Below are 23,272 nucleotides of genomic sequence, written 5' to 3' on the forward strand. Positions count from 1 at the left end.
CCGCCCAGGTACCTCAGCACGACCCGGCACGAACCCCGCACAGCGGGAAAGCGCTTACCGCGCCCGCATGACGTACCACGACGTACTGAGAACGGAGAACAGTCATGGCCCAAGCCGCAGCCGTGGCGAAACCGCCCGCGCCACCGAGGCGGCGCCGTGCCTCCGCCACCCCGCGCAGGCTTCCCTACCTGCTGATCGCACCGGCCGCCCTGCTCATGCTGGGCTTCATCGCCTACCCGGTCATCAGCGTCTTCTACTACAGCCTGCAGAACTACAACCCCACCAAGCCGTGGCGGAACGGATTCGCGGGTTTCGACAACTTCGTCCGTATCTTCACCGACGACCCGCTGTTCTGGGACAGTCTCGTCTTCAGCGCCAAGTGGGTCTTCGTCGAAGTGGGCCTGCAGCTGATGTTCGGCCTGGCGCTGGCCCTCATCGTCAACCAGACCTTCGTCGGCCGGGGCCTGGGACGCGCCATGGTCTTCTCCCCGTGGGCCGTCTCCGGCGTACTGACCTCCGCGATCTGGGTGCTGCTCTACAACTCCCAGACGGGCATCACCCGTTACCTCGCCGACATGGGCATCGGCTCCTACGGCACCAGCTGGCTGTCCGACACCTCGACCGTGTTCCCGGCCGCCGTCGTCGCCGACCTGTGGCGCGGTGTGCCGTTCTTCGCGATCCTGATCCTCGCCGACCTGCAGTCCGTCTCGAAGGACCTCTACGAGGCCGCCGAGGTCGACGGGGCCAGCCGGTTCAAGCAGTTCTGGCACATCACGCTGCCCCATCTGAAGGACGCCATCATCCTGTCCACGCTGCTGCGCGCGGTCTGGGAGTTCAACAACGTCGACCTGCTCTACACGCTGACCGGCGGCGGACCCGCGGGCGTCACCACGACCCTGCCGCTCTACGTCGCCAGCACCAGCGTCGAGTCCCACAACTTCGGCTACGCGTCGGCCCTGACCACGGTCGCGTTCGTGATCCTGCTCTTCTGCTCGGTCGTCTATCTGCGGATGAGCAAGTTCGGAGGCGAGAACAAGTGAGCACCAAGGTGGCCACCAAGGCCGCGCCCGCCCCCGCACCCGCCACCCCCGAACCGCCGCGGCCGGCGAGCACGTCCCGCCGCGCCTGGGACGAGGCGCCCCGCTGGCAGATCTACCTGCCCCTGGGCATCTACCTCGTCTTCACGCTGATCCCGTTCTACTGGATCCTGCTGTTCTCGCTGCGCCCGGCCGGTTCCACCTCGCTGGTGCCCTGGCCGATGACCTTCGACCACTTCGAGAAGGTGTGGACGGAGCGCAGCTTCGGCGTCTACTTCCAGAACAGCGTGCTCGTCGGCGTCGCCACGCTGGTGATGACGACCCTGGTCGCGCTGGCCGGGGGCTACGCCCTCGCCCGGTTCGACTTCAAGGTCAAGCAGCTCTTCATGCTGGCCCTGCTGTGCTCCCAGTTCGTCCCGGGCGCGCTGCTGCTGGTCCCGCTGTTCGAGATCTTCGCCGAGCTGCAGATGATCAACTCGCTGGGCAGCGTCATCATCGCCGAGACCGTCTTCCAGCTCCCGCTGTCGATGATCCTGATCAGCAACTTCATCAAGAACGTGCCGTACTCCCTGGAGGAGGCCGCCTGGGTCGACGGCTGCAACCGGTTCAAGGCCTTCCGGATCGTCGTCCTGCCGCTGCTGCGGCCCGGCCTGATCGCCGTCGGTTCCTTCGCCTTCGTGCACTCCTGGAACCACTTCCTGTTCGCCCTGATGTTCCTCAACAACCAGCACAAGCAGACCATCCCGGTCGGCCTCAACACCCTGATGGGCGCGGACAGCGTCGACCTCGGCGCCCTCGCCGCCGGCGGCATCATCGCGGCCGTGCCCGTGGTGCTCGTGTTCGCCTTCATCCAGAAGTGGCTGATCACCGGGTTCAGCGCGGGGGCGGTGAAGGGATGAGAGCACGTCACCTCGCCGTGGCCGCCGGCCTGCTGGGGCTGCTGTGCGTCCCCGCGCACGCCGAGGCCCGGGACATCGGCCGCGACACCCTGCCCGCGCACGACGGCTGGGCGGCGGCCGCGGGCGGCACCACCGGAGGCGCCGCGGCCGACGACGCCCACGTCCACACCGTGACCGACCGCGCCGGGCTGGTCCGCGCCCTCGACGGCGGTAGCGACACCCCGAAGATCATCAAGATCGCCGGGACCGTCGACGCCAACACCGACGACGACGGCGACCGCCTGGACTGCGCCGACTACGCCACCGACGGCTACGGCCTGAAGAAGTACCTCGCCGCCTACGACCCCCGCACCTGGGGCCCGGCCAAGCCCAGCGGCCCGCAGGAGGAGGCCCGCCAGGCGTCGGCGGCCCGGCAGGCCGAGCGGATCGTGCTGCCCGTCGGCTCCAACACCACGATCGTCGGACTGGGCTCCCGCGCGGTGCTCAAGGGCGCGAGCCTCCAGGTCAAGGACGCGGACAACGTGATCATCCGCAACCTCGACCTGCGCGACGCCTACGACTGCTTCCCCGTCTGGCAGCCCAACACCGGCGGCCTCGGCGACTGGAAGACCGCCTACGACAACATCTGGTTGCGCGGCGCCACGCACGTCTGGATCGACCACGTCACGCTCTCCGACCAGGGGCACCCGGACGAGAAGGAACCCACCCACTTCGGCCGCAACTACCTGCGCCACGACGGCCTGCTGGACATCACCAACGGCTCCGACCTGGTCACCGTCTCCTGGAGCCGCTTCACCGGCCACGACAAGGCCATGCTCATCGGCAACAGCGACTCGGCCACGAGCGACCGGGGCAAGCTCCGGGTCACCCTGCACCACAACGAGTTCACATCGGTCGTCCAGCGCGCCCCGCGGGTCCGCTTCGGCCAGGTGCACCTCTACAACAACCGGTACGTCGTCCCCGACGGCGCGCCCTACCGCTACTCCCTCGGCGTGGGCACCGAGTCCGCCCTCTACGCCGAGAACAACGCCTTCACCACGCCCGGCCATGTCGAGGCGGCCGACCTGGTCAAGAGCTGGAACGGCAGCGCCCTGCACCAGAGCGGCACCCTCTTCAACGGCTATCCGGTCGACCTGCTCGCGATCCACAACGCCTACAACTCGGGCAGTGAGCGCGACCTGACCGCCGACGTGGGCTGGACACCGACCCTGCACACGAAGATCGACAGCGCCCGGACGGCCGACCGAGTGGTGGCCCGCGGCGCGGGAGCGGGGAGTAACCCATGAGCACACCCCTGCCCGTCGTCCTCGCCGGCGCCCGCGGCCACGGCCGCTGGCACCTGGAGAACATCCGCCGGCTCGGCCGCGCGGGACTGGTCCGGCTGGCCGGCATCTGCGAGCCGACCCCGCTGACCGAGGACGAGTTCGGCGGCGAACTCCCCGAGCAGTCGGCCGACTTCGGCGCGCTGCTGGAGTCCACCGGCGCCCGGATCGCGGTGATCTGCACGCCGATCCCGACGCACACCGACCTCGCGCTGACGGCCGCGCGCAACGGCGTCCACATCCTCCTGGAGAAGCCGCCCGCGCCCTCCTACGCCGAGTACCGCCGCATGGCCGACGGCGTCGCCGAGGCCGGTGTCGCCTGCCAGATCGGGTTCCAGTCGCTGGGCTCGCACGCCCTGCCCGCCATCCGCGAACTGATCGCCCAGGGCGCCGTCGGCCAACTCGTCGGGCTCGGCGGAGCCGGTGCCTGGGTGCGCGACGAGGCCTACTTCCGCCGGGCGCCCTGGGCGGGCAAGCGACGGATGAACGGCGCCGACGTGATCGACGGAGCGCTGACCAACCCCCTCGCGCACGCCGTCGCCACGGCCCTGGCCCTCGGCGGCAGCACCCGCGCCGAGGACGTCACCGCCATCGAGACCGAACTGCTGCGGGCCAACGCCATCGAGTCCGACGACACCTCCTGCGTCCGCGTCACCACCGCGCAGGGACACCCGGTCACCGTCGCCGCGACCCTGTGCGCCGAACGGGCCGACGAGCCGTACGTCCTGGTGCACGGCAGCAGCGGCCGGATCACCTTCTGGTACAAGCAGGACCGGGTGCTGCTCCAGCGCGCGGACCACGGCCCGCAGGAGTACGAGTACGGCCGCACCGACCTGCTGGAGAACCTCGTGGCGCACCTCACCACCGGGGCCGGCCTGCTGGTCACCCCGGACGCGACCGGCGCCTTCATGAAGGTCGTGGAGGCGATCCGGCAGGCCCCCGACCCGGCCCCGCTGCCCGACACCGCCTGGCACCGGATCCCCGGCGAGAACCGCAGGGTCGTGCCCGGCATCGACGGACTGGTGGCGGCCGCCGCCGACACCCTCTCCCTGTACTCCGAGCTGGGTGCTCCTTGGGTGCTCCCGCCCGCCCGCCGGAAAGAGGTGAGCACCCGATGACCACCGACACCGCGGTCCTGCATGTCGCGGGCCGGCCGGTCGGCCGGTACGTCACGCGGCCCGAGCTCCCCGCGCGCCTGTCCCCGCGCCCGTACCTGCACCCCGTCACCACCCTGGCCGGCACGGCCGTGACCGAGCTCGGCCCGGCCGACCACGCACACCACCTCGGCGTCGGTGTCGCCGTTCCCGACGTCGAGGGGTACAACTTCTGGGGCGGGCGCACCTTCGTCCGCGACCAGGGCCCGACCGAGCTGGACAACCACGGCACCCAGCGGCACTGCGCCTTCCAGCTGCGCGACCCCGACGGCTTCGTGGAGGAGCTGCGCTGGGTGGCCGCCCCGGGCGAGCTGCTGCGTGAACGCCGCACGGTCGCGGCCACCGAACTCACCGACCACGCCTGGGCGCTGGACCTCACCTTCTCCCTCACCAACGTCACCCCGGGCCCGCTGTCCATCGGCAGCCCCGCCACCAACGGGCGCCCGGGCGCGGCCTACGGCGGCTTCTTCTGGCGGGCCCGCAAGGAATCCGGGGCCCCGGACGTCTTCACCGCCGACACCGAGGGCGAGGCCGGGGTCCACGGACGGCGTGCCGACTGGCTCGCCCTGGCCGGCTCCACCTGGACGCTGGTCTTCGCCGGGGCCACCGGACAGACCCGGCGGGACCCGTGGTTCGTACGCACCGGGGAGTACCCGGGCGTGGGCTCGTCCCTCGCGCACGACGAACGGCTGCCGATCCCGCCCGGTGACACCGTCGTACGCCGTGTCGTCACCGTCGTCGCCGACGGCCGCCTCGACCGGGACGCGGCCGCGTCCCTCGTCCGCAAGGCGGTGAGCCCGTGAGCGCCGAGCAGACCGACGTCACGTACCGCAACCCCATCCTCGACGCCGACTGGTCCGATCCGGACGTCGTGCGCGTCGGCGACGACTTCTACCTGACCGCCTCCAGCTTCGGCCGCGTCCCCGGCCTGCCGCTGCTGCACTCCCGCGACCTGGTCAACTGGACCCTGGTCGGCCACGCCCTCGAACGCCTGGAACCGGCGGGCGAGTTCCGGGCACCGCGTCACGACTGCGGCGTCTGGGCACCCTCGTTGAGGTATCACGACGACCGCTTCTGGATCTTCTGGGGCGACCCCGACCAGGGCATCTTCCAGGTCAACGCCCCGGCGGTGCGGGGCCCGTGGACCCGCCCGCACCTGGTCAAGTCGGGCCGGGGCCTGATCGACCCGTGCCCCCTGTGGGACGACGAGACCGGCGAGGCGTACCTCGTGCACGCCTGGGCCAAGTCCCGCTCCGGCGTCAAGAACCGCCTCACCGGCCACCGCATGAGCCCCGACGGCACCGAACTCCTCGACGAGGGCAAGGTGATCGTCGACGGCGACCGCATCCCCGGCTGGTTCACCCTCGAAGGGCCCAAGCTCTACCGGCACGACGGCTGGTTCTGGATCCTGGCGCCCGCCGGGGGAGTGGAGACCGGCTGGCAGGGCGCCCTCCGCTCGCGCGGCTTCTTCGGGCCGTACGAGGAGAGGATCGTCCTGGAGCAGAAGAACACCGACGTCAACGGCCCCCACCAGGGCGGCTGGGTGCGCACCCCCTCCGGCGAGGACTGGTTCCTGCACTTCCAGCAGCGCGGCGCCTACGGCCGGGTCGTGCACCTCCAGCCGATGCGCTGGGGCGCGGACGGCTGGCCCGTGCTCGGCCACGAGGGCGCCCCCGTGGCCGTGCACCAGCGGCCCCGCCTGCCACCGCAGCCGCCCGCCGCGCCCGCCACCGACGACGACTTCCCCGGCGGACGCTTCGGCCGCCAGTGGCAGTGGACCGCCAACCCCCAGGACGGCTGGGCCCCCCAGCACTCCGGCGACGGACTCCGGCTGACCTGCGTCCGCTCGGCCGACGCGCACGACCTGCGCCGGCTGCCGAACGTGCTCACCCAACGGTTGCCCGGCACGCCCCGCGTGGTCGAGGTGGACCTGTGTCTCAACAGCGAGGAACCGGGCGCGCGGGCCGGACTCGCGGTCCTCGGCGACGCGTTCGGCTGGATCGGGCTCCAGCGCGGCGCGGACGGGACCGTACATGTGGTGCACCGGTTCGCCGAGGCGGTCGCGGAGCAGGAGCGGGACGCCGCGCATCCCCGGGAGGCGCCCGAGGGCCGGGCCCGGCTGCGCGTCGAGGTCGGCGCCGGGGCGCGCTGCCGCTTCTCCTGCGACGTCGGGGACGGCTTCCGTCCCTCCGGCCAGGTCTTCGCCGCCACCCCGTGGCGCTGGGTCGGTGCCCTGCTCGGCCTGTTCGCCCTCGCGCCCGCCGGCTCCGGACACGCCGGCGCGGCCACCTTCACGCAGTTCCGGATCAGCCCCCTGTAACTCGTCACCACCCGCCTGTTGGGAGCCGCAATGACGCACCTCCGAAGCAAGCGCTTGCCGGGATCCGGCAGAACCATGGCCGCCGTGTTCGGCCTGGTCGCCGCCCTGGCCCTGGGGACGGTGGGGGAGGCGAAGGCCGCCGCCCCCGCCACGGGCACGGCGCGGACCACCCCGGCCACCAAGACCGCCGACCGCTTCACCGACCGGCCGCACGGTTTCGCCGCCCTCGCCGGCGGCACCACCGGAGGGGCGGGCGGCAAGGTCGTCACGGTCACCGACCAGGCCTCGCTGGCCCGATACGCGGCGGCCGAGGAACCGTACGTCATCCGCGTCAAGGGCTCGATCGCGGTCGAACCCTTCGGCTCGGACATCGTGGTGGCGTCCGACAAGACCCTCATCGGCGTCGGCGACACCGGCGAGATCGTCCACGGCGAGCTGCACCTCAAGCCCGGCACGCACAACGTCATCATCCGCAACCTGACGATCCGGGACTCCTACGTCGAGGGCGACTGGGACGGCAAGACCACCGACTTCGATGCCATCCAGATGGACTCCGTCCACCACGTCTGGATCGACCACAACCGCTTCACGCGCATGGGCGACGGGCTGCTCGACGTGCGCAAGGACAGCGAGTACATCACCGTCTCGTACAACGAGTTCGCCGACCACAACAAGGCGTTCGGCATCGGCTGGACGGGCAACGCCAAGACGCAGATCACCATCGACCACAACTGGTTCACGGGGACGAAGCAGCGCAATCCGTCCGCCGACAACTGTGCCTACGCGCACCTGTACAACAACTACTTCTCCCGCCAGGTGGCCGACGGCGACCCGCAGTGGACCTACGGCAGCTGGGCGCGTGGCAGGACCGAGATGGTCATCGAGAACAGCTACTACGACGGCGTCCAGCACCCCCACCAGGCCGATGCCACGGCCGAGCTGGTGCAGCGCGGCTCGATCCTGAAGAACACCACGGGGCGGCACGACACCCGGGGTGACGCCTTCGACCCACGGGCGTTCTACGACTACCGCCTCGACCCGGCCGCGGCCGTCCCCGCGCTGGTCAAGCGCTTCTCCGGCCCGCAGAAGCGGATCGGTGACGCGGTGACGCTGCACGTCCCCGCCGCGTACCCGACCGTGCAGTCGGCCGTGGACGCCGTGCCGTCCGGCAACGACGTTCCCGTGACCGTCGCGGTCGCGCCCGGCACCTACCGCGAGAAGGTCCTCGTTCCCGCGGACAAGCCGAAGATCGTGCTGCGGGGGACTGGACAGGACCGCTCGGACACCGTCATCGTCTACGACACACCCGCCGAGTACGGCGGCTCCACCGGGAGCGCGACCGTCCGGATCGCCGCGAGCGACGTCACCGTACGCAACCTCACCTTCAGCAACGACTTCGACGAGGCCGCGCACGAGCTGAAGGGCGAGCAGGCGCTGGCGATGAAGACGACCGGCGACCGGATCGTCTTCGAGGACACCGCGTTCCTGGGCAACCAGGACACCCTGATGACCGACAGCCCCAGGCTGACCACCGTCAGCCGAGTCTACATCCGCGACTCGTACATCGAGGGCGATGTCGACTTCATCTACGGGCGGGCCACCACCGTCATCGAGCGGTCGGTGATCCGGGCGCTGAGCCGGGGGTCGGCGACGAACAACGGCTACATCACCGCCGCCTCGACCTGGAAGGACAACCCGTACGGGTTCCTGATCACCCGGTCGGAGATCCTCAGCGACGCACCCGCCGGATCGTTCCACCTGGGGCGGCCCTGGCACCCGGGCGGCCAGCCGGACGCCATCGCCCAGGTGCTGATCCGGAACACGAAGCTGCCCGCCGCGATCAAGGCCTCGCCGTGGACCGACATGAGCGGCTTCTCCTGGCGGGACGCGCGGTTCGCCGAGTACGGCAACTACGGGCCCGGCGCGTTCGTGACGGCGGACCGGCCGCACCTGAGTGACGCCGAGGCCCGGTCGCACACCGTGGCCCGCTACCTGAACGGGTCGGACGGCTGGGCGCCGTACGACCGCCACTGACACCCCCACCCGCACATCTCCGTTGGATCCAGAAGAAGAGAGCCGACCCATGAGGATCAGCAATCACAGCACCAGCACAGGAAGGCGCCGGACGTCGGCCGCCGTCGCTCTGGGGGCCGTACTCGCCCTGACCGCCACCGCCTGCGGTGACGACGGCAGCGGTGGGGGTGACGGAGCGGAGGGCAGCGGCACCGGGAAGATCGTCTTCTGGGACAACAACGGCGGTGTCCGCACCGACATCTGGAAGGAGATCATCGCCGACTTCGAGAAGGCGAACACCGACATCGAGGTCGAGTACGTCGGGATCCCCTCCACCGAGGTGCAGTCGAAGTACGACACCGCCATCCAGGGCGGCGGCCTGCCGGACGTCGGCGGTGTCGGCGCGGCCATGCTCGCGGGCATCGCGGCGCAGAACGCGCTGGAGCCGCTGGAGGACCGGCTGGCCAAGTCCTCCCTGGGCGGCAAGCTCAACGAGGGCATGGTCGAGTCGGTCAAGGTGGCCGGCGGCTCCGGCGACAACATGTTCACGATCCCGACCTCCGCGAACAACGGCACCCTCTACTACCGCACCGACCTGTTCGACCAGGCGGGTCTGGAGGCGCCCACCACGTGGGACCGGTTCTACGAGGCCGCCGAGAAGCTCACCGACGTCAAGAAGAACGAGTTCGGCTACACCATCCGCGGCGGCGCGGGCTCCATCGCGCAGGCGCTGGACGCCATGTACGGGCAGTCCGGCATCACGTCGTTCTGGGACGCCGGCGGCGAGAAGACCACGCTCAACGACCCGAAGAACGTCGAAGCGCTGGAGAAGTACGCCGGCCTGTACAAGAAGTACACGCCGGCCGCCGACCTCAACAACGACTTCACCAAGATGGTCGCCCAGTGGGACTCCGGCACCATCGGGATGCTGAACCACAACCTGGGTTCCTACCAGGACCACGTGAAGGCGCTCGGCACCGACAAGTTCCGCGGCATCCCGCAGCCGACCGGACCCGGCGGCAAGCGTGTCCAGGTCTCCAACCCCGTCGACGGTCTCGGCCTGTTCAAGAGCTCCAAGAACAAGGAGGCCGCCTGGAAGTTCATCGAGTTCGCCGCCTCGCACGAGTCCAACTCCAAGTGGAACGAGTCGGCCGGCGCCATCCCGTCAAACAAGGAAGCCGCCAAGGACGCCTGGATCTCCAAGGCCGAGCCGACCAAGCTCGCCGCCGAGGCCCTCAACGACGGCTCCACCACCATTGTCCAGCTGCCGTACTACCTGCCGGACTGGAACACCATCTCCAAGGCCGAGAACGAGGCCGGCTTCCAGAAGGTCCTGCTCGGCGACATGAGCGCCAAGGACTTCCTGGACAAGATGGCCGAGCAGCTCAACGAGGCCCAGAAGGAATGGAACGAGCAGAAGGGCTGATCCCGGCCCGCTGATCTCCCCCCCCCACGCCCACCGGATCGGGCCGGCGGCGGACCCATCGCGCCCCGCCGCCGGCCCTTACCCTCCCCCCACCCCGCGACCCCCGCCACGCCCGAGCAAGAGGCCTGCCGAAAGAACCCGATACACCGCACTGAAAGGCCGCCCCGATGTCTCTCACCCGCAGACAGGTCGCCGCCGCGGCGCTCATCGCCGCCGTCCCCGTCGGCGCCGCCGCGTCTCCCGCGCACGCCACCGCCCCCTCCCACGGCGGCGCCCCGCGCACCCGCACCCTCTTCATCGCCGGTGACTCCACCGCCGCCCAGAAGTACACCGACGCCGCCCCCGAGACCGGCTGGGGCATGGCGCTGCCGTTCTTCCTCCGCAAGCCCCTGAAGGTCTCCAACCAGGCGGTGAACGGCCGCAGTTCGAAGAGCTTCGTCGACGAGGGCCGCCTCGACGCCATCCTCGGTGCCATCCGGCCCGGTGACCTGCTGCTGATCCAGTTCGGCCACAACGACGCCAAGCGCGACGACCCCGCCCGCTACACCGAGCCCTGGACGACGTACCAGGACCACCTGCGGCTGTACCTCACCGGTGCCCGGGCACGCGGTGCGCGACCCGTGCTGGCCACGTCCGTGGAGCGCCGCAGATTCGACGCGAACGGCAACGCCCGGTCCAGCCACGGCGAGTACCCCGCGGCGATGCGGGCGCTCGCCGAGGCGGAGGGCGTGGCACTGCTCGACATCCAGGCCCTGTCCCTCGCGCTGTGGCAGGAGCTCGGGGCCGAGGAGACGAAGAAGTACTTCAACTGGACCGAGACCGAGCAGGACAACACGCATTTCAACCCGCCCGGCGCCATCGCCGTGTCGCGGCTGGTGGTGCGGGAACTGCTGCGCACCCGGGTGCTGGGGCCCCGGGACGTGCGCCGGCTGGACGACGACATCCCGGAGTCCTGGATCACCTGGCCCCGCCCCACCGCCTGACCCCACTCCGTCCTGATGCTGAGGAGAGCCGCACCATGAATACACGCGATTGGCATGGGCATGCCACAGTAAGAGCCGCAGCGCTCGTCGGATGCACCGCTCTGGTGCTGTCCCTGACCGGCGCCACCGCCCAGGCGGGCGGCCGGGACCTCGGCCGTGAGGTACTGGCCGCGCAGGACGGCTGGGCTGCTCAGGGGACGGGCACGACGGGTGGCTCGGCGGCCGACACCGCGCATGTCCACACCGTCACCACCTGGGAGGAGTTCAAGGCCGCCCTGAAGGACGGCGGTGACGCCCCGAAGATCATCAGGGTCAAGGGGATGATCGACGCCGTGGCCCAGGGCTGCGGGGCCTTCGAGGCCGAGGGGTACGACTTCCAGCAGTACCTCGCCGACTACGACCCCGCCGTCTGGGGCCACGACACCCCGGTCAGCGGGGAGCAGGAGGACCTGCGGGACGCGTCCGCGGACAACCAGGGCAAGGCCATCAGGGTGAGCGTCCCCTCCAACACCACCATCGTGGGCGTCGGGCGGAACTCCGGGATCCTCGGCGGCAGCCTGCAGATCAAGGGCGTGCACAACGTCATCCTGCGCAACCTCACCATCGAGGCCCCGATCGACTGCTTCCCGCAGTGGGACCCGACCGACGACAACAAGACCGGCGCCTGGAACTCCGAGTACGACGGTGTCGTCCTCTACGGCTCCACCCATGTGTGGGTCGACCACAACACCCTCACCGACGGCCGCCACCCCGACAGCTCCCTGCCGAAGTACTTCGGCAAGGTCTACCAGCAGCACGACGGGCTGCTCGACATCGTGCGCGGCGCCAACTACGTGACCGTGTCCTGGAACTCCTTCGAGGACCACGACAAGACCATGCTGATCGGCAACAGCGACAGCGCCGCCGCGGACGACGCCGGCAAGCTCAAGGTCACCCTGCACCACAACCGCTTCGAGGGCATCGTGGAGCGGGCCCCGCGCGTGCGGTTCGGGCAGGTCGACTCGTACAACAACCACTTCGTGGTGACCAAGGACCAGCCGTTCGGCTACGTCTTCGGCATCGGCATCGAGTCGCGGCTGCACGCCACGGACAACGCCTTCTCGCTGGCGAAGGGGGTCAGCGCGGCCAAGATCCTGAAGAAGTGGAAGGAGGCGCCGCTGACCGCCGAGAACAACTGGGTCAACGGCAGGCTCACCGACCTGATCGCCGTGCACAACGCGGAGATCCCCGAGGAGACCCTCCAGTCCGGCGCCGGCTGGAGGCCGACCCTGCGCACCCGGGTCCACTCGCCGCGGGCGGTTCCGTGGCTCGTCGACCACCGCGCCGGCGCCGGCCGCCTGCGCTGACGTCACCCGCACGCCCGGGCCGGGGCGGACCGCCCCGGCCCCCAACCCCCCACGCGAGGAACCACCGCCCGAGCCGCACCCCCAAGGAGCATTCGCATGTCCTCGCCCCACACCCCGTCCTCCCTGCCCAGAAGGGGAATCCTGTTCGCGGGCGCCGGTGCCGCGGCCGCGCTCGCCGTCGGGGCGGCTGCCCCCGCCCAGGCCCGGCCGCGCCCCTTCGGCCGGTACGGTTCGCCGACCGCCCGCCGCACCCCGCGGACCCTGTACGTCCACCCGCACGGCCGCGGCGACTTCACCTCCGTCCAGGCCGCCGTGACCGCCGTCGCAGGCAGCGGCTGGACCCTGGTCATCGCGCCCGGCACCTACCGGGAGACGGTCTCCGTCGACCGCTCCCGCACGGAGATGACCTGGCTCGGCGCCGGTGACGGTCCGCGTGACGTCGTCATCGTCTACGACAACGCGGCCGGCACTCCGAAGCCGGACGGCTCGGGCACCTACGGCACCACCGGCTCGGCCACCACCACCGTCCGGGCCGACGGTTTCACCGCCCACCGGATCACCTTCGCCAACGACTTCCTGCGCGAGGAGCACCCCGGGATCAGCGGCACCCAGGCCGTCGCCATCAAGGTGCAGGGCGACCGCTCGGCCTTCCACCACTGCCGCTTCCTCGGCCACCAGGACACCCTGTACGCCGACTCCAACGCCGCGAGCCTCTTCGCCCGCCAGTTCTTCTCGCACTGTTACGTCGAGGGCGACGTCGACTTCGTCTTCGGCCGGGCCTCGGCCGTCTTCGAGCACTGCCGCTTCCGCACCCTGAACCGCACGGACGCGTCCGGCGCCCCGTACGGCTTCGTCTTCGCCCCCTCCACGGAGGCGGACAACCCGCACGGCTACCTCGTGACGCGTGGTCACGTCAGCAGCGACGCCCCGGACGGTTTCTACAAACTGGCCCGTCCCTGGGTGCCCAGTTCCAGCACCACCGCCCGCCCGATGCTCACGGTGCGCGACACCTGGCTGGGCCCGGGCATCGACGCGGTCGCGCCCTACGCCAACATGCGGGACGCACACCCCTGGCAGGCCCAGCGCTTCGCCGAGTACCGCAACACCGGGCCGGGCGCGCACATCACGGTCCCCGCCGAGCGGCCCCAACTCACCGCCCGGCAGGCCCGGTCCGCGACCCGCGCCGCCTGGCTCGGCGACTGGGAGCCGTGGAAGACGGCGTGCCCATGACGCCCTGGGGTGCCGGACGCCCGTGCCCGGGGAGGGGGCCGCGCCGCCGGGCGGGGCGGCGGTGAGCGGGACGGAGGCGGCGGTCGTGGACGGACCGCTGCCGGACTTCCACCCGGCCCTGAAGGCCGCCCTGACCTTCCCGCTCGCCTGGGGACGTTCCCCGATCCGCGACTTTCGCGCCTGGCGGCGTACCGCCCGGGCCACCGTCGAGGAGCACCTCCTCGTCGAGCGGCAGGACGGGACGCCGTACGCGCCGGAGTTCACCGGCCGTTCCCGGACGCTGGACCACACCCGCGAACTGGTGACCGTCTCCCTCACCCGCTACGAACGGGTCCGCGGCGCCCTGCTCACCCCGCACGGCCACGGGCCCTTCCCCGCCGTGCTGCTCCTGCACGACCACGGCGCCCGGTTCGACATCGGGAAGGAGAAACTCGTCCGGCCCTGGTACGACGACACGCGACTCGTGTCCGCCCGCGCGTGGGCCGACACCTACTTCAGCGGGCGGTTCGTCGGTGACGAACTGGCCCGGCGCGGCTATGTGGTGCTGTGTCTGGACGCGCTCGGCTGGGGCGACCGCGGGCCTGTCGCCTACGAGCAGCAGCAGGCCCTGGCCTCCAATCTTTACCATCTCGGCTCCTCGCTCGCCGGGCTGATGGGCCGGGAGGACGAGCGGGCCGCCGCCTTCCTGGCCGGGCTCGACCGGGTGGACGCCGGGCGGGTCGCGGCCGTCGGCTTCTCCATGGGCGCCTACCGGGCCTGGCAGACCGCCGCCCTCAGCGACCACATCGCCGCCGCGGCGAGTGTCTGCTGGATGACCGGCCTGAAGGAGATGATGGTGCCCGGCAACAACACGTTGCGCGGGCAGTCGGCGTACTACATGCTCCACCCCGGCCTCGCCCGGCACCTCGACATCCCCGACGTGGCGAGCATCGCCGCACCCCGGCCGATGCTGTTCTTCCACGGCGGCCTCGACCCCCTGTTCCCGGCCGCGGGCGTGCGGGTCGCGTACGACAAGCTGCGTGCCGTCTGGCGCTCGCACCACGCCGAGGAGCGGATACGGGTGAAGACGTGGCCGGAGCTCGGCCACGTCTTCACCCACGCGATGCAGGACGAGGTCGTCAGCTGGCTCGACGACGTCCTGTGAGCGTCACCGCCGTACCGGCTCGATGCCCTCCAGCGTCGGCACCACCGGCTTGATCGTGCCGTCGGCCGCGAACTCCATGCGGTCGATGGTCGTCTCGCGGTGCATTCCGTCGCCGCCCGGCCTGCCGGGGCCGTTGAGGGCGAAGCGGTGGTAGACGGCGTACCAGTCGTCGGTGCCGGGGGCGTTCACCACCGAGTGGTGGCCGGTGCCGAGGATGCCGTACTCGGGCCGCTTCTCGAGAATCGTCCCGCGCTTGGTCCACGGGCCGAGCGGGGACGGTCCCGTCGCGTACGCCACGTGGTAGTTCTCGCTGCGGGTGTCGTCCTCCGACCACATGAAGTAGTAGGTGCCCTTCCGCTTGATCACGAAGGAGCCCTCGCGGAAGTTGTCCGGGGTGATGTCCCGCACCTTCGACGCGTCGTACGACACCATGTCGTCGTTCAGCGGCACCACGTACCCACGGCCGTTGCCCCAGTACAGGTAGGCCTGGCCGTCGTCGTCCGTGAAGACCGACGGGTCGATCATCTGGCCCTTCAGCGAACCGCCCTTGGCGACCAGCGGCTTGCCGAGCGCGTCCTCGAAGGGGCCGGCGGGGGAGTCCGCCACCGCCACACCGATCTGCTGCTCGGCGCAGTAGTAGAAGTAGTACTTGCCGTTCCGCTCGGCGATGGCGGGGGCCCAGGCGTTGCTGTCGGCCCAGCTCACGTCGGGCCCGAGATCGAGGATGACGCCGTGGTCCTTCCAGTGGACCAGGTCCTTCGACGAGTACGCCTTGAACTGGGTGCCGCTCCAGCCCTGGAAGCCGTCCGTGGTCGGATAGATCCAGTACCGGCCGTTCATGTAACGCACGTCGGGGTCGGCGTTCAGGCCGGGCAGGATCGGGCTGCGGGTGCGGACCGCCTCGACCGTCCACGTGCGCCTGGTGCCGTCGGCGGCGGTGACCGTGTACTTCTGCGGCGTGCGGAAGTCGCGTCGGGTACCGGACTTCGGGCTGAGCTTCGCGCCCTCACCGACCCACAGCTTCGGGGCGAGGCGCCGTAGGTCGGCGTGGGGCTCCATGGGCAGGACGACCTTGGAGGCGCTGTCCGTGACGATCGAGTAGCCCTTCTGGCGCTTCGCCGTCGCGTCCACGACCGAGGTGGCCGTGGCCGGGTAGGCGGCCAGCAGACGGTCGTACTCCCGCTGCGTCACCGGCAGGACCGTGCCGTGCCGGGGGCTCGCCGGGAGCTGGTAGTTCGTGGACGGGGTCCACTTGCCCGAGGCCAGGTCGGTGGTCTCGAAGGGGATGTAGCCGCGACCGCCGTACTCGTCGATGAACAGGTACCACTTCTTCTCGGTGTTCGACTTGAACACCGTCGGGCCCTCGCCGCGGTCCATCGCGCCCTTGCCGATGCAGTCGGCCACGAAGTCGTACGTCGTCGAGGTCAGGGAGGTGGACTTCTCCCCGGTGATGAACTTCGAGCAGGGACTGGAGGAGCTGGGGTCCCGCTCGTCCTTGGTGTAGCGGTAGTACTCGTCCTCGTACTTCACGACCGTTGAGTCGATCACCGAGTAGCCCGGGTCGTTCCAGACCTTCGGCTCGCTGAAGGTGCGGAAGTCCTTGGTGGTCGCGTACAGCATCTTGTTGTACGTGCTGCCCTTGTGGTCCGGGTCGTCGTCGGCGTACAGCTTCGACGCCCAGAAGACCACGTAGGCGTCGAGCTCGTCGTCCCAGTAGGCCTCCGGGGCCCAGGTGTTGCCCGCGCTGTCCGGGGAGACCTTCACCAGGCGCTGGTCGGTCCAGTTGACCAGGTCGGTGGACTCCCAGACCATGATCGACTTGCTGCCGTGCCGCTGGACCTGGTCCCAGCTGCCGCTGGAGTTCTTGTACATCCGCAGGTCGGTGGCGATCAGGTAGAACTTGTCGCCCTTGGGGGAGCGGATGACGAACGGGTCGCGCAGGCCCTTCTCGCCGATCGTGGACGTCAGGACCGGCTTGCCGGAGTTCAGTTCACGCCAGTGCAGCGGGTCGTTGCCGCGACTGAGGGCGTAGCGGATCTGCTCGCCGTCGGCGGTGCCCTCGCCGGTGAAGTAGGCGAAGAGGTAGCCGGCGTACTTGCTGTGCTTCACGGGTGGTGCTCCGGGATCTGCGGTGCTGGGCGGTGCCGTGAGAAGGGTCAGGAGCAGGCCGGTCAGGGCCAGGAAGGGAAGCAGGAGCGTGCGGGCGATGCGGGAGCGCATGACACTTCCTGTCGGAGTGTGGGGGATTCTGTTGGATAGCGGCCCTCGGAGTTTCACCGGAGGGGCGCGGGGCGTCAACGGGTGTGTGTGAGGCCGGCGGTTCCGAAACTTTCGAAACGCCGGTGCCTCCGGCGCGGACGACGGTCACCGTCTCCGTCACCGCCCGGCTCGAGAAGCCGTGAAGAACGCCGGCGCCGGCACCGTGATGTCGGGTGCGCGGCGGCACCTGCCACCCGGACGCCACCCCCGGATCCACCACGAACGGCACTGGCAGAAGCCCGCCGCGGGATGCCCCCACACAGGGCGACGCCCCCGCCGGTGCGAAACGGCGGGGGCGTCCTACCGACCGGTCGAGGGGGGCTCGACCGGTACCGTCCGGCCGTCCGGAGGGGGGCTCCGGAGGGCCGAGGTGCCGGGACGTCCGACTGGGGGGTCGGAGACCCGGCATCCGGCCGGCCCGTGGGGGGACCAGGGCCAACCGGAGTCACAGCGGGGCAGGTTCTACTGGTAGCTGATGTCGGAGGCCTTGAACAGGCAGCTCTTGCCGTCCGGGCCGGGCGGCGTCAGCTCCTTGGGTTCCTTGCCCGTGTTGTTGCCCTCGAAGCGCACACACGTCTTGATCTTCTTCTTGCCGTCGCCGTGGACACGGATCCTCGACAGCGTCGCCGTGTCGCCGTAGTTGACGTTCACCCCGACGATCGAGTTCATCGGCGCCGTCACGTCGATGTCGCTGAGCACGATCGTGCGCTTGTGCTGCGTCTTGCAGTTGCCGCAGGAGCGGACCAGCTTGCCGGCGTTCTGCACCTGGAAGCCCGACACGTTCAGCGTGCCGGCGCCGTTGAACTGCAGCACCTTGTCGTCGGCGTTCCTCGCGCCGCCGCCGATCACCTTGTACACCGCGGACGAGGACTTGCCCTTGAAGCTGGCCGCGTCCTCGCCGACGTCCGTCCACCACACGTTCTGCAGGGTGCAACTGCCCTTGCAGTGCACACCGTCCGCGGCCGGGGTGCCGATGACGACGTTCTTGAGGACCGCGCCGTCGGCCAGCTCGAAGAGCGGGGCCTGCCCCTCGTCCTGGTTGCCGCCGCCGAGCGCGCCGGTGCCGTAGAACATCTTCATGCCGCCGTCGCGCACACCGGAGACCGGAATGGTCTTCGCCACGGGGGTCTTGCCCTTGTCCGCGGGCCAGGAGGGCGCGGCGCCCGCCGTCGACAGCATCGACGTGGTGACGATCGCCGCTCCCGTGATGCCGAAGGCGGACACCGTGGCGATCACCGCCCGCCGCTTGGTGACACCGCGGCGGTGGCGGACGCGCTGGTCTGCTGGTGCAGTCATGTACCGATTCCTCAGATGGGGGGTGACTCTTGCGCCTGGTGGTCGTCACCGGTGAAGAAAGGGTTGCCGCCTCTTCATGTCTTTTTCACGAGCCGCCGTCGCCGTCGGCCACGGCGGCGAACCCGCCGCCCACCGACAGCTGCCGCGAACCCGCGGTGGCCGTCACCGCGTAGGCGTCCTCTCCCGCGTCGCGACCGCCGCGGGCGTGGGCGAACTGGCCGGCGAACACCCACTGGCCCGCCGGAACCGTACGGCCCTCCTTGAGGGTCCAGGTGTAGACGAGGAAGCCGTCCCGCTCGGCGACCGTGAGGGTGAAGTCGTCCTCGGGCAGGGAGCGCCAGGCGCCCGCGTCGGAGACCCCGCCGGTCTGGGCCACCTTCAACCGCACGCTCAGCGCGGTCAGTTGCTCGCGGGTCTTGAGAGTGACGTTGCTCTGCGCCCAGTAGTCGTTGCTGTGCGGGTCGACCGAGCCGTCCGACCACAGCGGCCCGTCCTCGGCGGCGGGCGGCCGCTGGGCGGCCGGGGCGTTGGGCGTCCCCGACGGCGGAGGGCCGGACTCGCGGCGCTCGGGCGACCGGCTGGGCGCCGGTTCCACCGCGGGCGGAGGCACGGGGGCCCGGCTCGTCGCCTCCGGGGAGGGCGTGGGCGTCGGCGACGTGGCCACTTCCTGCTGAGGTGCGGCTTCGTCCTTCACCGCGGACGCCACCGCGTATCCGCCCACCGCGAGCACACCGGCGACCGCGGCCGACGCACCGGCCACCCGCACCCAACCGAACACCGGCGGATGCTTCGCCCGGTGGCCGGAAACGGCCGGACCGGCCATGCCGCGCTCGATCCGGGCCAGCATGCGCTCCCGGTCGGGCTCGTGCGCTCCGGCCGCCTCGTGCAGCCGTGTGCGCAGCTCCTCGTGCACGTCCCGCCGCATGGTCATCGGTCCCTCCCTCCGGCCTCACCGGTGCGCGCGCCCTCCACGGCGGCCGAACAGCGGGGAGCCCCCAGCGTCGCGTGCATCCGCTGCGGCACCCCCCGCGCCCCCAGCAACCGCTGGAGTTCGGCCATCCCCTTCGAGGTCTGGCTCTTCACCGTACCCACCGACACCCCCAGCGCCAGGGCGGTGTCCTTCTCCGACAGGTCGAACGCGTGCCGCAGCACCACACAGGCCCGCTTGCGGAACGGCAGCCTGCGCAACGCCTCCTGCACGTCGACCACGCCCGCGACGTCCGGGTTCTCGGTGTTCTCCTCGCGCTGCGACCAGAACAGGGCGATGCGACGCCGCTCGCGCACCGCGCTGCGGATGCGGGTACGGGCCAGATTGGCGACCACACCGCGGGCGTACGCCGCCGGGTGGTCGGCCGCGCGCACCCGGTCCCAGCGGTGCCACAGCGCCAGCAACGCGTCCGCCGCCAGATCGTCGGCGGTGTCCGACTCGCCCGTCAGGAGGTGGGCGAGACGGGACAGTTCGGCGTAGTGGCGCTCGAAGAAGGCGTGGAACTCCACGGAGGCGGCGTCGTCGACGGCTGTGCCCACGGGCGACCTCTCCTCGCAGCGGCTACGGGCGCTCCCGGTCGGCCGGGGCACCCTGTGACTGTCATGCAGATGACATGTGATCATCCGGGGAAGACCCGGACGAGATCGGGAAGCGTAGCAGCGATCGTCGAACGGTTCGTACGGAGCTTCGAACGGCGTATGGCAGGCCGGACCCCGATTCCGTAACACGGAGAAAACCCGAACGGGGTTCACGGCAGGCACAATCCGGCCAGCATCCGCACACCGATGACCCAGGCACCGAGGAGTACGCGCCATGTCCGAACCGCAGCAGGTCACCGACCGGCCTCCCGTGAAGGAACCCCCGGCGAACGGCGTCGACCGGTTCTTCCGGATCTCCGAGAGGGGCTCCACCTTCGGCCGGGAGATACGCGGCGGCTTCGCCACGTTCTTCACGATGGCCTACATACTCGTCCTGAATCCCATCATCCTGGGCAGCGCGAAGGACAAGTTCGGGCACCAGCTGGACGCCGTCCAGCTCACCACCGCCACCGCCCTGGTCGCCGCCGTCATGACGATCATCATGGGCGTCGGCGGCAACCTGCCCCTGGCGCTCGCCGCCGGACTCGGCCTGAACGCCGTGGTCGCCTTCCAGATCGCCCCGCTGATGAGCTGGGACGACGCCATGGGCCTGATCGTCCTCGAAGGCCTGCTGATCTGCGTGCTGGTGGTGACCGGTCTGCGCGAGGCCGTCATGCACGCGATACCCCAGCCGCTCAAGCAGGCGATCAGCGTCGGCATCGGCCTGTTCATCGCCTTCATCGGCTTCGTCGACGCCGGGTTCGTCAGCCGCATCCCGGACGCCGCGAACACCACCGTGCCCGTCCAGCTGGGCGGCACCGGCACCCTCGCCGGCTGGCCGATGCTCGTCTTCTGCCTCGGCGTGCTGCTGACGATCGGACTGCTCGCCCGCAAGGTCAAGGGCGCCATCCTGATCAGCATCGTCACCATGACCGCGCTGGCGATCGTGATCAACTCCCTGGCCGACATCAAGTCCTGGGGTCTGACCACACCCTCCTGGCCGGACCGGTTCGTCGACGCCCCCGACTTCGGGCTCATCGGCGACTTCGACCTGTTCGGCGCCTTCAGCGCCCCCGGCGTCGGGGTCGTCACCGTCGTCCTGCTGATCTTCACGCTGATCCTGTCCGACTTCTTCGACACCATGGGCACGGTCGTCGGCATCAGCGCCGAGGCCGGCCTGCTCGACGAGGACGGCAAGGTCCCGAACCTGGGCCGGGTGCTGCTCATCGACGGAGCCGCCGCGGTCGCGGGCGGTGCGGCCTCCGCGTCCTCGGCGACCTCCTACATCGAGTCCGCGGCCGGTGTCGGCGAGGGCTCGCGCACCGGCTTCTCCAACCTCGTCACCGGCGGCCTGTTCGGTCTCGCGCTGTTCCTGACCCCGCTGCTCACCATCGTCCCGCTCCAGGCCGCCGCCCCGGCCCTGGTCGCCGTCGGTTTCCTGATGATGACCCAGGTCAAGCAGATCGACTGGGACCGCTACGACATCGCCATCCCCGCGTTCCTCACCATCGCGGTGATGCCGTTCACCTACTCCATCACCAACGGCATCGGGGCCGGGTTCCTCGCCTACGTCGTCATCAAGACCGTGCTCGGCCGGGCGAAGGAGGTCCACTGGCTGCTGTGGGGGACCTCGGCGCTGTTCCTCGTGTACTTCGCGATCGACCCGATCGAGCAGCTCCTGGGAGCGAGGTAACGAGGACGGGCCGCCCCCGGGGGGAGGGGGGCGGCCCGTCTCGTCTCTACAGACGGATTGTCGGCGGCCGAGGTTCAGTCCTTGAGCGCCGCTTGCATCATCGCCTTGGCGACCGGTGCCGCGAGGCCGTTTCCGCTGACCTCCGAGCGGGCCGCGTCCGACTGCTCGACGACCACCGCCACGGCCACCTCCTTGCCGGACGAGTCGGACTTCCCGTACGAGGTGAACCAGGCGTACGGCACCTGGCTGTTGTTCTCGCCGTGCTGGGCCGTCCCCGTCTTGCCGCCCACGGTCGCGCCCGGCACCTGGGCGTTCGTGCCCGTGCCCTTGTTCACGACCGTCTCCATCGCCGACTGCAGCTGCTCGGCGGTCGAGGAGCTGACGATCTGCTTCGAGCCCGCGCCGTCGTAGTCCTCCAGCACATCACCGCCGCTGTCGGTGATCTGCGCAACCATGTGCGGCGAGACGAGCTTGCCGCCGTTGGCCATGGCCGCCGACACCATGGCCATCTGCAGCGGCGTGGCGGTGACATCGAACTGGCCGATGCCCGTCAGGGCCGTCTGCGACGGATACATGTCCGACGGGTACACGCTGGTGTAGGCCCGCACCGGAACATCCAGCCTGTCGTCGTTGAAGCCGAACTTCTCGGCCATCGCCTTCACCTTGTCCTGACCCAGCTTCACGGCCATCTTCGCGAAGACGTTGTTGCACGAGTACTCCAGCGCCGTGCGGATCGTGGCGTTCGTGCAGGGCGCGTTCGGGTTCTCGTTCGTCAGCTCCCGGCTGGTGCCCGGCAGCGTGTACGGGTCGGGGCTGTCCGTCCGCTCGTCCACCGACGTGTACAGCCCGTCCTCCAGCGCGGCCGCCGCCACGACCAGCTTGAACGTCGAGCCGGGCGGCAGTGGTTGCCGCAGCGCGCGGTTGACCAGCGGTTTGTCCGGGTCCGAGGTGAGCCTCTGCCAGGCCGCCCCCGCGGTGTTGGCGCCGGTCAGCGAGGACGGGTCGTACGACGGCGTCGACACGACCGCGAGGATCTTCCCGGTCTTCGGGTCGATGGCGACGGCACCGCCCTTCTTGTCGCCGAGCGCCTCGTAGGCCGCCTTCTGCACGTCCGGGTCGATGGTCGTGACCACGTTGCCCGGCTCGGCCCGCTGGTTGGTGAGCGTGTCCATCACGGACTTCAGCCGGCTGTCCGTGCCGTTGAGCAGATCGGTGTAGATGCCCTCCAACTGGGTCGGGGCGTACGCCTGCGACGCGTATCCCGTGACCGCCGCGTACAGCGGGCCGTCCGTGTACGTCCGCTTGTACTTCAGGTCGCCCGTCTTCGTCGGCGCCGAGCCGGTCACCGACCGGCCGCCCACGATGATGTTCCCGAGCGGTGCCGAGTACGTCTCGATCGCGTTCCGCCGGTTGTCCTTGTCGTCTGCCAGCGCCCGGCCCTCGTAGAACTGCACCCAGGTCGCCCTGATCAGCAGAGCCAACACCAGGAGCAGTGCGAAGACCGAAGCGCGCCTGATCGTCTTGTTCATACGAACAGAAGGACGAGCCACACCGGGCGGATCGTTCCCGTCCGTCCCGTTTCTC

Annotated in this window: 18 protein-coding genes; 13 read left to right on the top strand and 5 right to left on the bottom strand. The window is 70.3% G+C overall.

Translation table 11 applies throughout. The annotated features are described in order from the left end of the window. The first annotated feature begins 104 nt into the window (after positions 1-104). The 12 genes from QNO09_RS22695 (at position 105) to QNO09_RS22750 (ending at position 14,874) form a co-directional block, all read left to right on the top strand. Positions 105-1,040 carry a carbohydrate ABC transporter permease gene (locus QNO09_RS22695; protein WP_283972074.1) on the top strand — a complete coding sequence of 312 codons (936 nt, stop codon included), beginning with the start codon at positions 105-107 and terminating at the stop codon, positions 1,038-1,040. Beyond that, positions 1,037-1,936 carry a carbohydrate ABC transporter permease gene (locus QNO09_RS22700; protein ID WP_283972075.1) on the top strand — a complete coding sequence of 300 codons (900 nt, stop codon included), beginning with the start codon at positions 1,037-1,039 and terminating at the stop codon, positions 1,934-1,936. Before QNO09_RS22695 ends, QNO09_RS22700 begins: the two co-directional genes overlap by 4 nt. Continuing rightward, positions 1,933-3,222 carry a pectate lyase family protein gene (locus QNO09_RS22705; RefSeq protein WP_283972076.1) on the top strand — a complete coding sequence of 430 codons (1,290 nt, stop codon included), beginning with the start codon at positions 1,933-1,935 and terminating at the stop codon, positions 3,220-3,222. Before QNO09_RS22700 ends, QNO09_RS22705 begins: the two co-directional genes overlap by 4 nt. Next, a complete protein-coding gene (locus QNO09_RS22710; protein ID WP_283972077.1) occupies positions 3,219-4,376 on the top strand; it encodes a Gfo/Idh/MocA family protein in 1,158 nt (385 codons plus the stop codon). Before QNO09_RS22705 ends, QNO09_RS22710 begins: the two co-directional genes overlap by 4 nt. Next, positions 4,373-5,215 (top strand): DUF6807 domain-containing protein, encoded by an 843-nt coding sequence (locus QNO09_RS22715; RefSeq protein WP_283972078.1) that lies wholly within the window; start codon positions 4,373-4,375, stop codon positions 5,213-5,215. The genes QNO09_RS22710 and QNO09_RS22715 overlap by 4 nt, the downstream gene beginning before the upstream one ends. Further along, positions 5,212-6,732 carry a glycoside hydrolase family 43 protein gene (locus tag QNO09_RS22720; RefSeq protein ID WP_283972079.1) on the top strand — a complete coding sequence of 507 codons (1,521 nt, stop codon included), beginning with the start codon at positions 5,212-5,214 and terminating at the stop codon, positions 6,730-6,732. Before QNO09_RS22715 ends, QNO09_RS22720 begins: the two co-directional genes overlap by 4 nt. 30 nt (positions 6,733-6,762) lie before the next feature. Continuing rightward, complete coding sequence (locus QNO09_RS22725) at positions 6,763-8,766, top strand: pectinesterase family protein (RefSeq protein ID WP_502962337.1); 2,004 nt, start codon at positions 6,763-6,765, stop codon at positions 8,764-8,766. Between the two features lie 49 nt (positions 8,767-8,815). Then, positions 8,816-10,171, top strand: coding sequence for an ABC transporter substrate-binding protein (locus QNO09_RS22730; protein ID WP_283972081.1), 1,356 nt, complete (start codon positions 8,816-8,818; stop codon positions 10,169-10,171). 167 nt (positions 10,172-10,338) lie between these two features. Beyond that, positions 10,339-11,154 (top strand): rhamnogalacturonan acetylesterase, encoded by an 816-nt coding sequence (locus QNO09_RS22735; RefSeq protein ID WP_283972082.1) that lies wholly within the window; start codon positions 10,339-10,341, stop codon positions 11,152-11,154. A gap of 35 nt (positions 11,155-11,189) precedes the next feature. Next, positions 11,190-12,500 (top strand): pectate lyase family protein, encoded by a 1,311-nt coding sequence (locus tag QNO09_RS22740; RefSeq protein ID WP_283972083.1) that lies wholly within the window; start codon positions 11,190-11,192, stop codon positions 12,498-12,500. A gap of 96 nt (positions 12,501-12,596) precedes the next feature. Next, positions 12,597-13,730, top strand: a complete 1,134-nt coding sequence (locus QNO09_RS22745; protein WP_283972084.1) for a pectinesterase family protein — start codon at positions 12,597-12,599, stop codon at positions 13,728-13,730. Between the two features lie 4 nt (positions 13,731-13,734). Further along, positions 13,735-14,874, top strand: coding sequence for a dienelactone hydrolase family protein (locus tag QNO09_RS22750; protein WP_502962338.1), 1,140 nt, complete (start codon positions 13,735-13,737; stop codon positions 14,872-14,874). Between the two features lie 3 nt (positions 14,875-14,877). Here the strand turns inward: QNO09_RS22750 and QNO09_RS22755 are convergent, their stop codons facing one another. From QNO09_RS22755 to QNO09_RS22770, 4 genes are all read right to left on the bottom strand, one after another. After that, on the bottom strand, positions 14,878-17,094 hold the full coding sequence (locus tag QNO09_RS22755) for a glycoside hydrolase family 43 protein (protein WP_283972086.1): 2,217 nt from the start codon (positions 17,092-17,094) through the stop codon (positions 14,878-14,880). A gap of 501 nt (positions 17,095-17,595) precedes the next feature. Continuing rightward, positions 17,596-18,429, bottom strand: a complete 834-nt coding sequence (locus QNO09_RS22760; RefSeq protein WP_283972087.1) for a pectate lyase — start codon at positions 18,427-18,429, stop codon at positions 17,596-17,598. Between the two features lie 85 nt (positions 18,430-18,514). Further along, complete coding sequence (locus QNO09_RS22765; protein ID WP_283972088.1) at positions 18,515-19,360, bottom strand: hypothetical protein; 846 nt, start codon at positions 19,358-19,360, stop codon at positions 18,515-18,517. Then, positions 19,357-19,956 (bottom strand): SigE family RNA polymerase sigma factor, encoded by a 600-nt coding sequence (locus tag QNO09_RS22770; RefSeq protein WP_283972089.1) that lies wholly within the window; start codon positions 19,954-19,956, stop codon positions 19,357-19,359. The genes QNO09_RS22765 and QNO09_RS22770 overlap by 4 nt, the downstream gene beginning before the upstream one ends. Positions 19,957-20,230: 274 nt before the next feature. On the opposite strand from QNO09_RS22770, the gene QNO09_RS22775 reads away from it, so the two are divergent. Next, a complete protein-coding gene (locus QNO09_RS22775; RefSeq protein WP_283972090.1) occupies positions 20,231-21,688 on the top strand; it encodes an NCS2 family permease in 1,458 nt (485 codons plus the stop codon). Positions 21,689-21,762: 74 nt separating this feature from the next. On the opposite strand, the gene QNO09_RS22780 is transcribed toward QNO09_RS22775, so the two are convergent. After that, positions 21,763-23,217 (bottom strand): peptidoglycan D,D-transpeptidase FtsI family protein, encoded by a 1,455-nt coding sequence (locus tag QNO09_RS22780; protein ID WP_283972091.1) that lies wholly within the window; start codon positions 23,215-23,217, stop codon positions 21,763-21,765. Between the last annotated feature and the right edge of the window lie 55 nt (positions 23,218-23,272).

Origin of the sequence: Streptomyces sp. 378 (assembly GCF_030124145.1) — a bacterium.
Classification (GTDB): Bacteria; Actinomycetota; Actinomycetes; order Streptomycetales; family Streptomycetaceae; genus Streptomyces.

What these genes read in the sequence shown, in the direction of transcription:
- QNO09_RS22695 (WP_283972074.1), top strand. Translation starts at nt 105, where the DNA reads ATGGCCCAAGCCGCAGCCGTGGCGAAACCGCCCGCGCCACCGAGGCGG.
- QNO09_RS22705 (WP_283972076.1), top strand. Translation starts at nt 1,933, where the DNA reads ATGAGAGCACGTCACCTCGCCGTGGCCGCCGGCCTGCTGGGGCTGCTG.
- QNO09_RS22710 (WP_283972077.1), top strand. Translation starts at nt 3,219, where the DNA reads ATGAGCACACCCCTGCCCGTCGTCCTCGCCGGCGCCCGCGGCCACGGC.
- QNO09_RS22715 (WP_283972078.1), top strand. Translation starts at nt 4,373, where the DNA reads ATGACCACCGACACCGCGGTCCTGCATGTCGCGGGCCGGCCGGTCGGC.
- QNO09_RS22725 (WP_502962337.1), top strand. Translation starts at nt 6,763, where the DNA reads ATGACGCACCTCCGAAGCAAGCGCTTGCCGGGATCCGGCAGAACCATG.
- QNO09_RS22730 (WP_283972081.1), top strand. Translation starts at nt 8,816, where the DNA reads ATGAGGATCAGCAATCACAGCACCAGCACAGGAAGGCGCCGGACGTCG.
- QNO09_RS22735 (WP_283972082.1), top strand. Translation starts at nt 10,339, where the DNA reads ATGTCTCTCACCCGCAGACAGGTCGCCGCCGCGGCGCTCATCGCCGCC.
- QNO09_RS22740 (WP_283972083.1), top strand. Translation starts at nt 11,190, where the DNA reads ATGAATACACGCGATTGGCATGGGCATGCCACAGTAAGAGCCGCAGCG.
- QNO09_RS22745 (WP_283972084.1), top strand. Translation starts at nt 12,597, where the DNA reads ATGTCCTCGCCCCACACCCCGTCCTCCCTGCCCAGAAGGGGAATCCTG.
- QNO09_RS22755 (WP_283972086.1), bottom strand. Translation starts at nt 17,094, where the DNA reads ATGCGCTCCCGCATCGCCCGCACGCTCCTGCTTCCCTTCCTGGCCCTG.
- QNO09_RS22760 (WP_283972087.1), bottom strand. Translation starts at nt 18,429, where the DNA reads ATGACTGCACCAGCAGACCAGCGCGTCCGCCACCGCCGCGGTGTCACC.
- QNO09_RS22765 (WP_283972088.1), bottom strand. Translation starts at nt 19,360, where the DNA reads ATGACCATGCGGCGGGACGTGCACGAGGAGCTGCGCACACGGCTGCAC.
- QNO09_RS22775 (WP_283972090.1), top strand. Translation starts at nt 20,231, where the DNA reads ATGTCCGAACCGCAGCAGGTCACCGACCGGCCTCCCGTGAAGGAACCC.
- QNO09_RS22780 (WP_283972091.1), bottom strand. Translation starts at nt 23,217, where the DNA reads ATGAACAAGACGATCAGGCGCGCTTCGGTCTTCGCACTGCTCCTGGTG.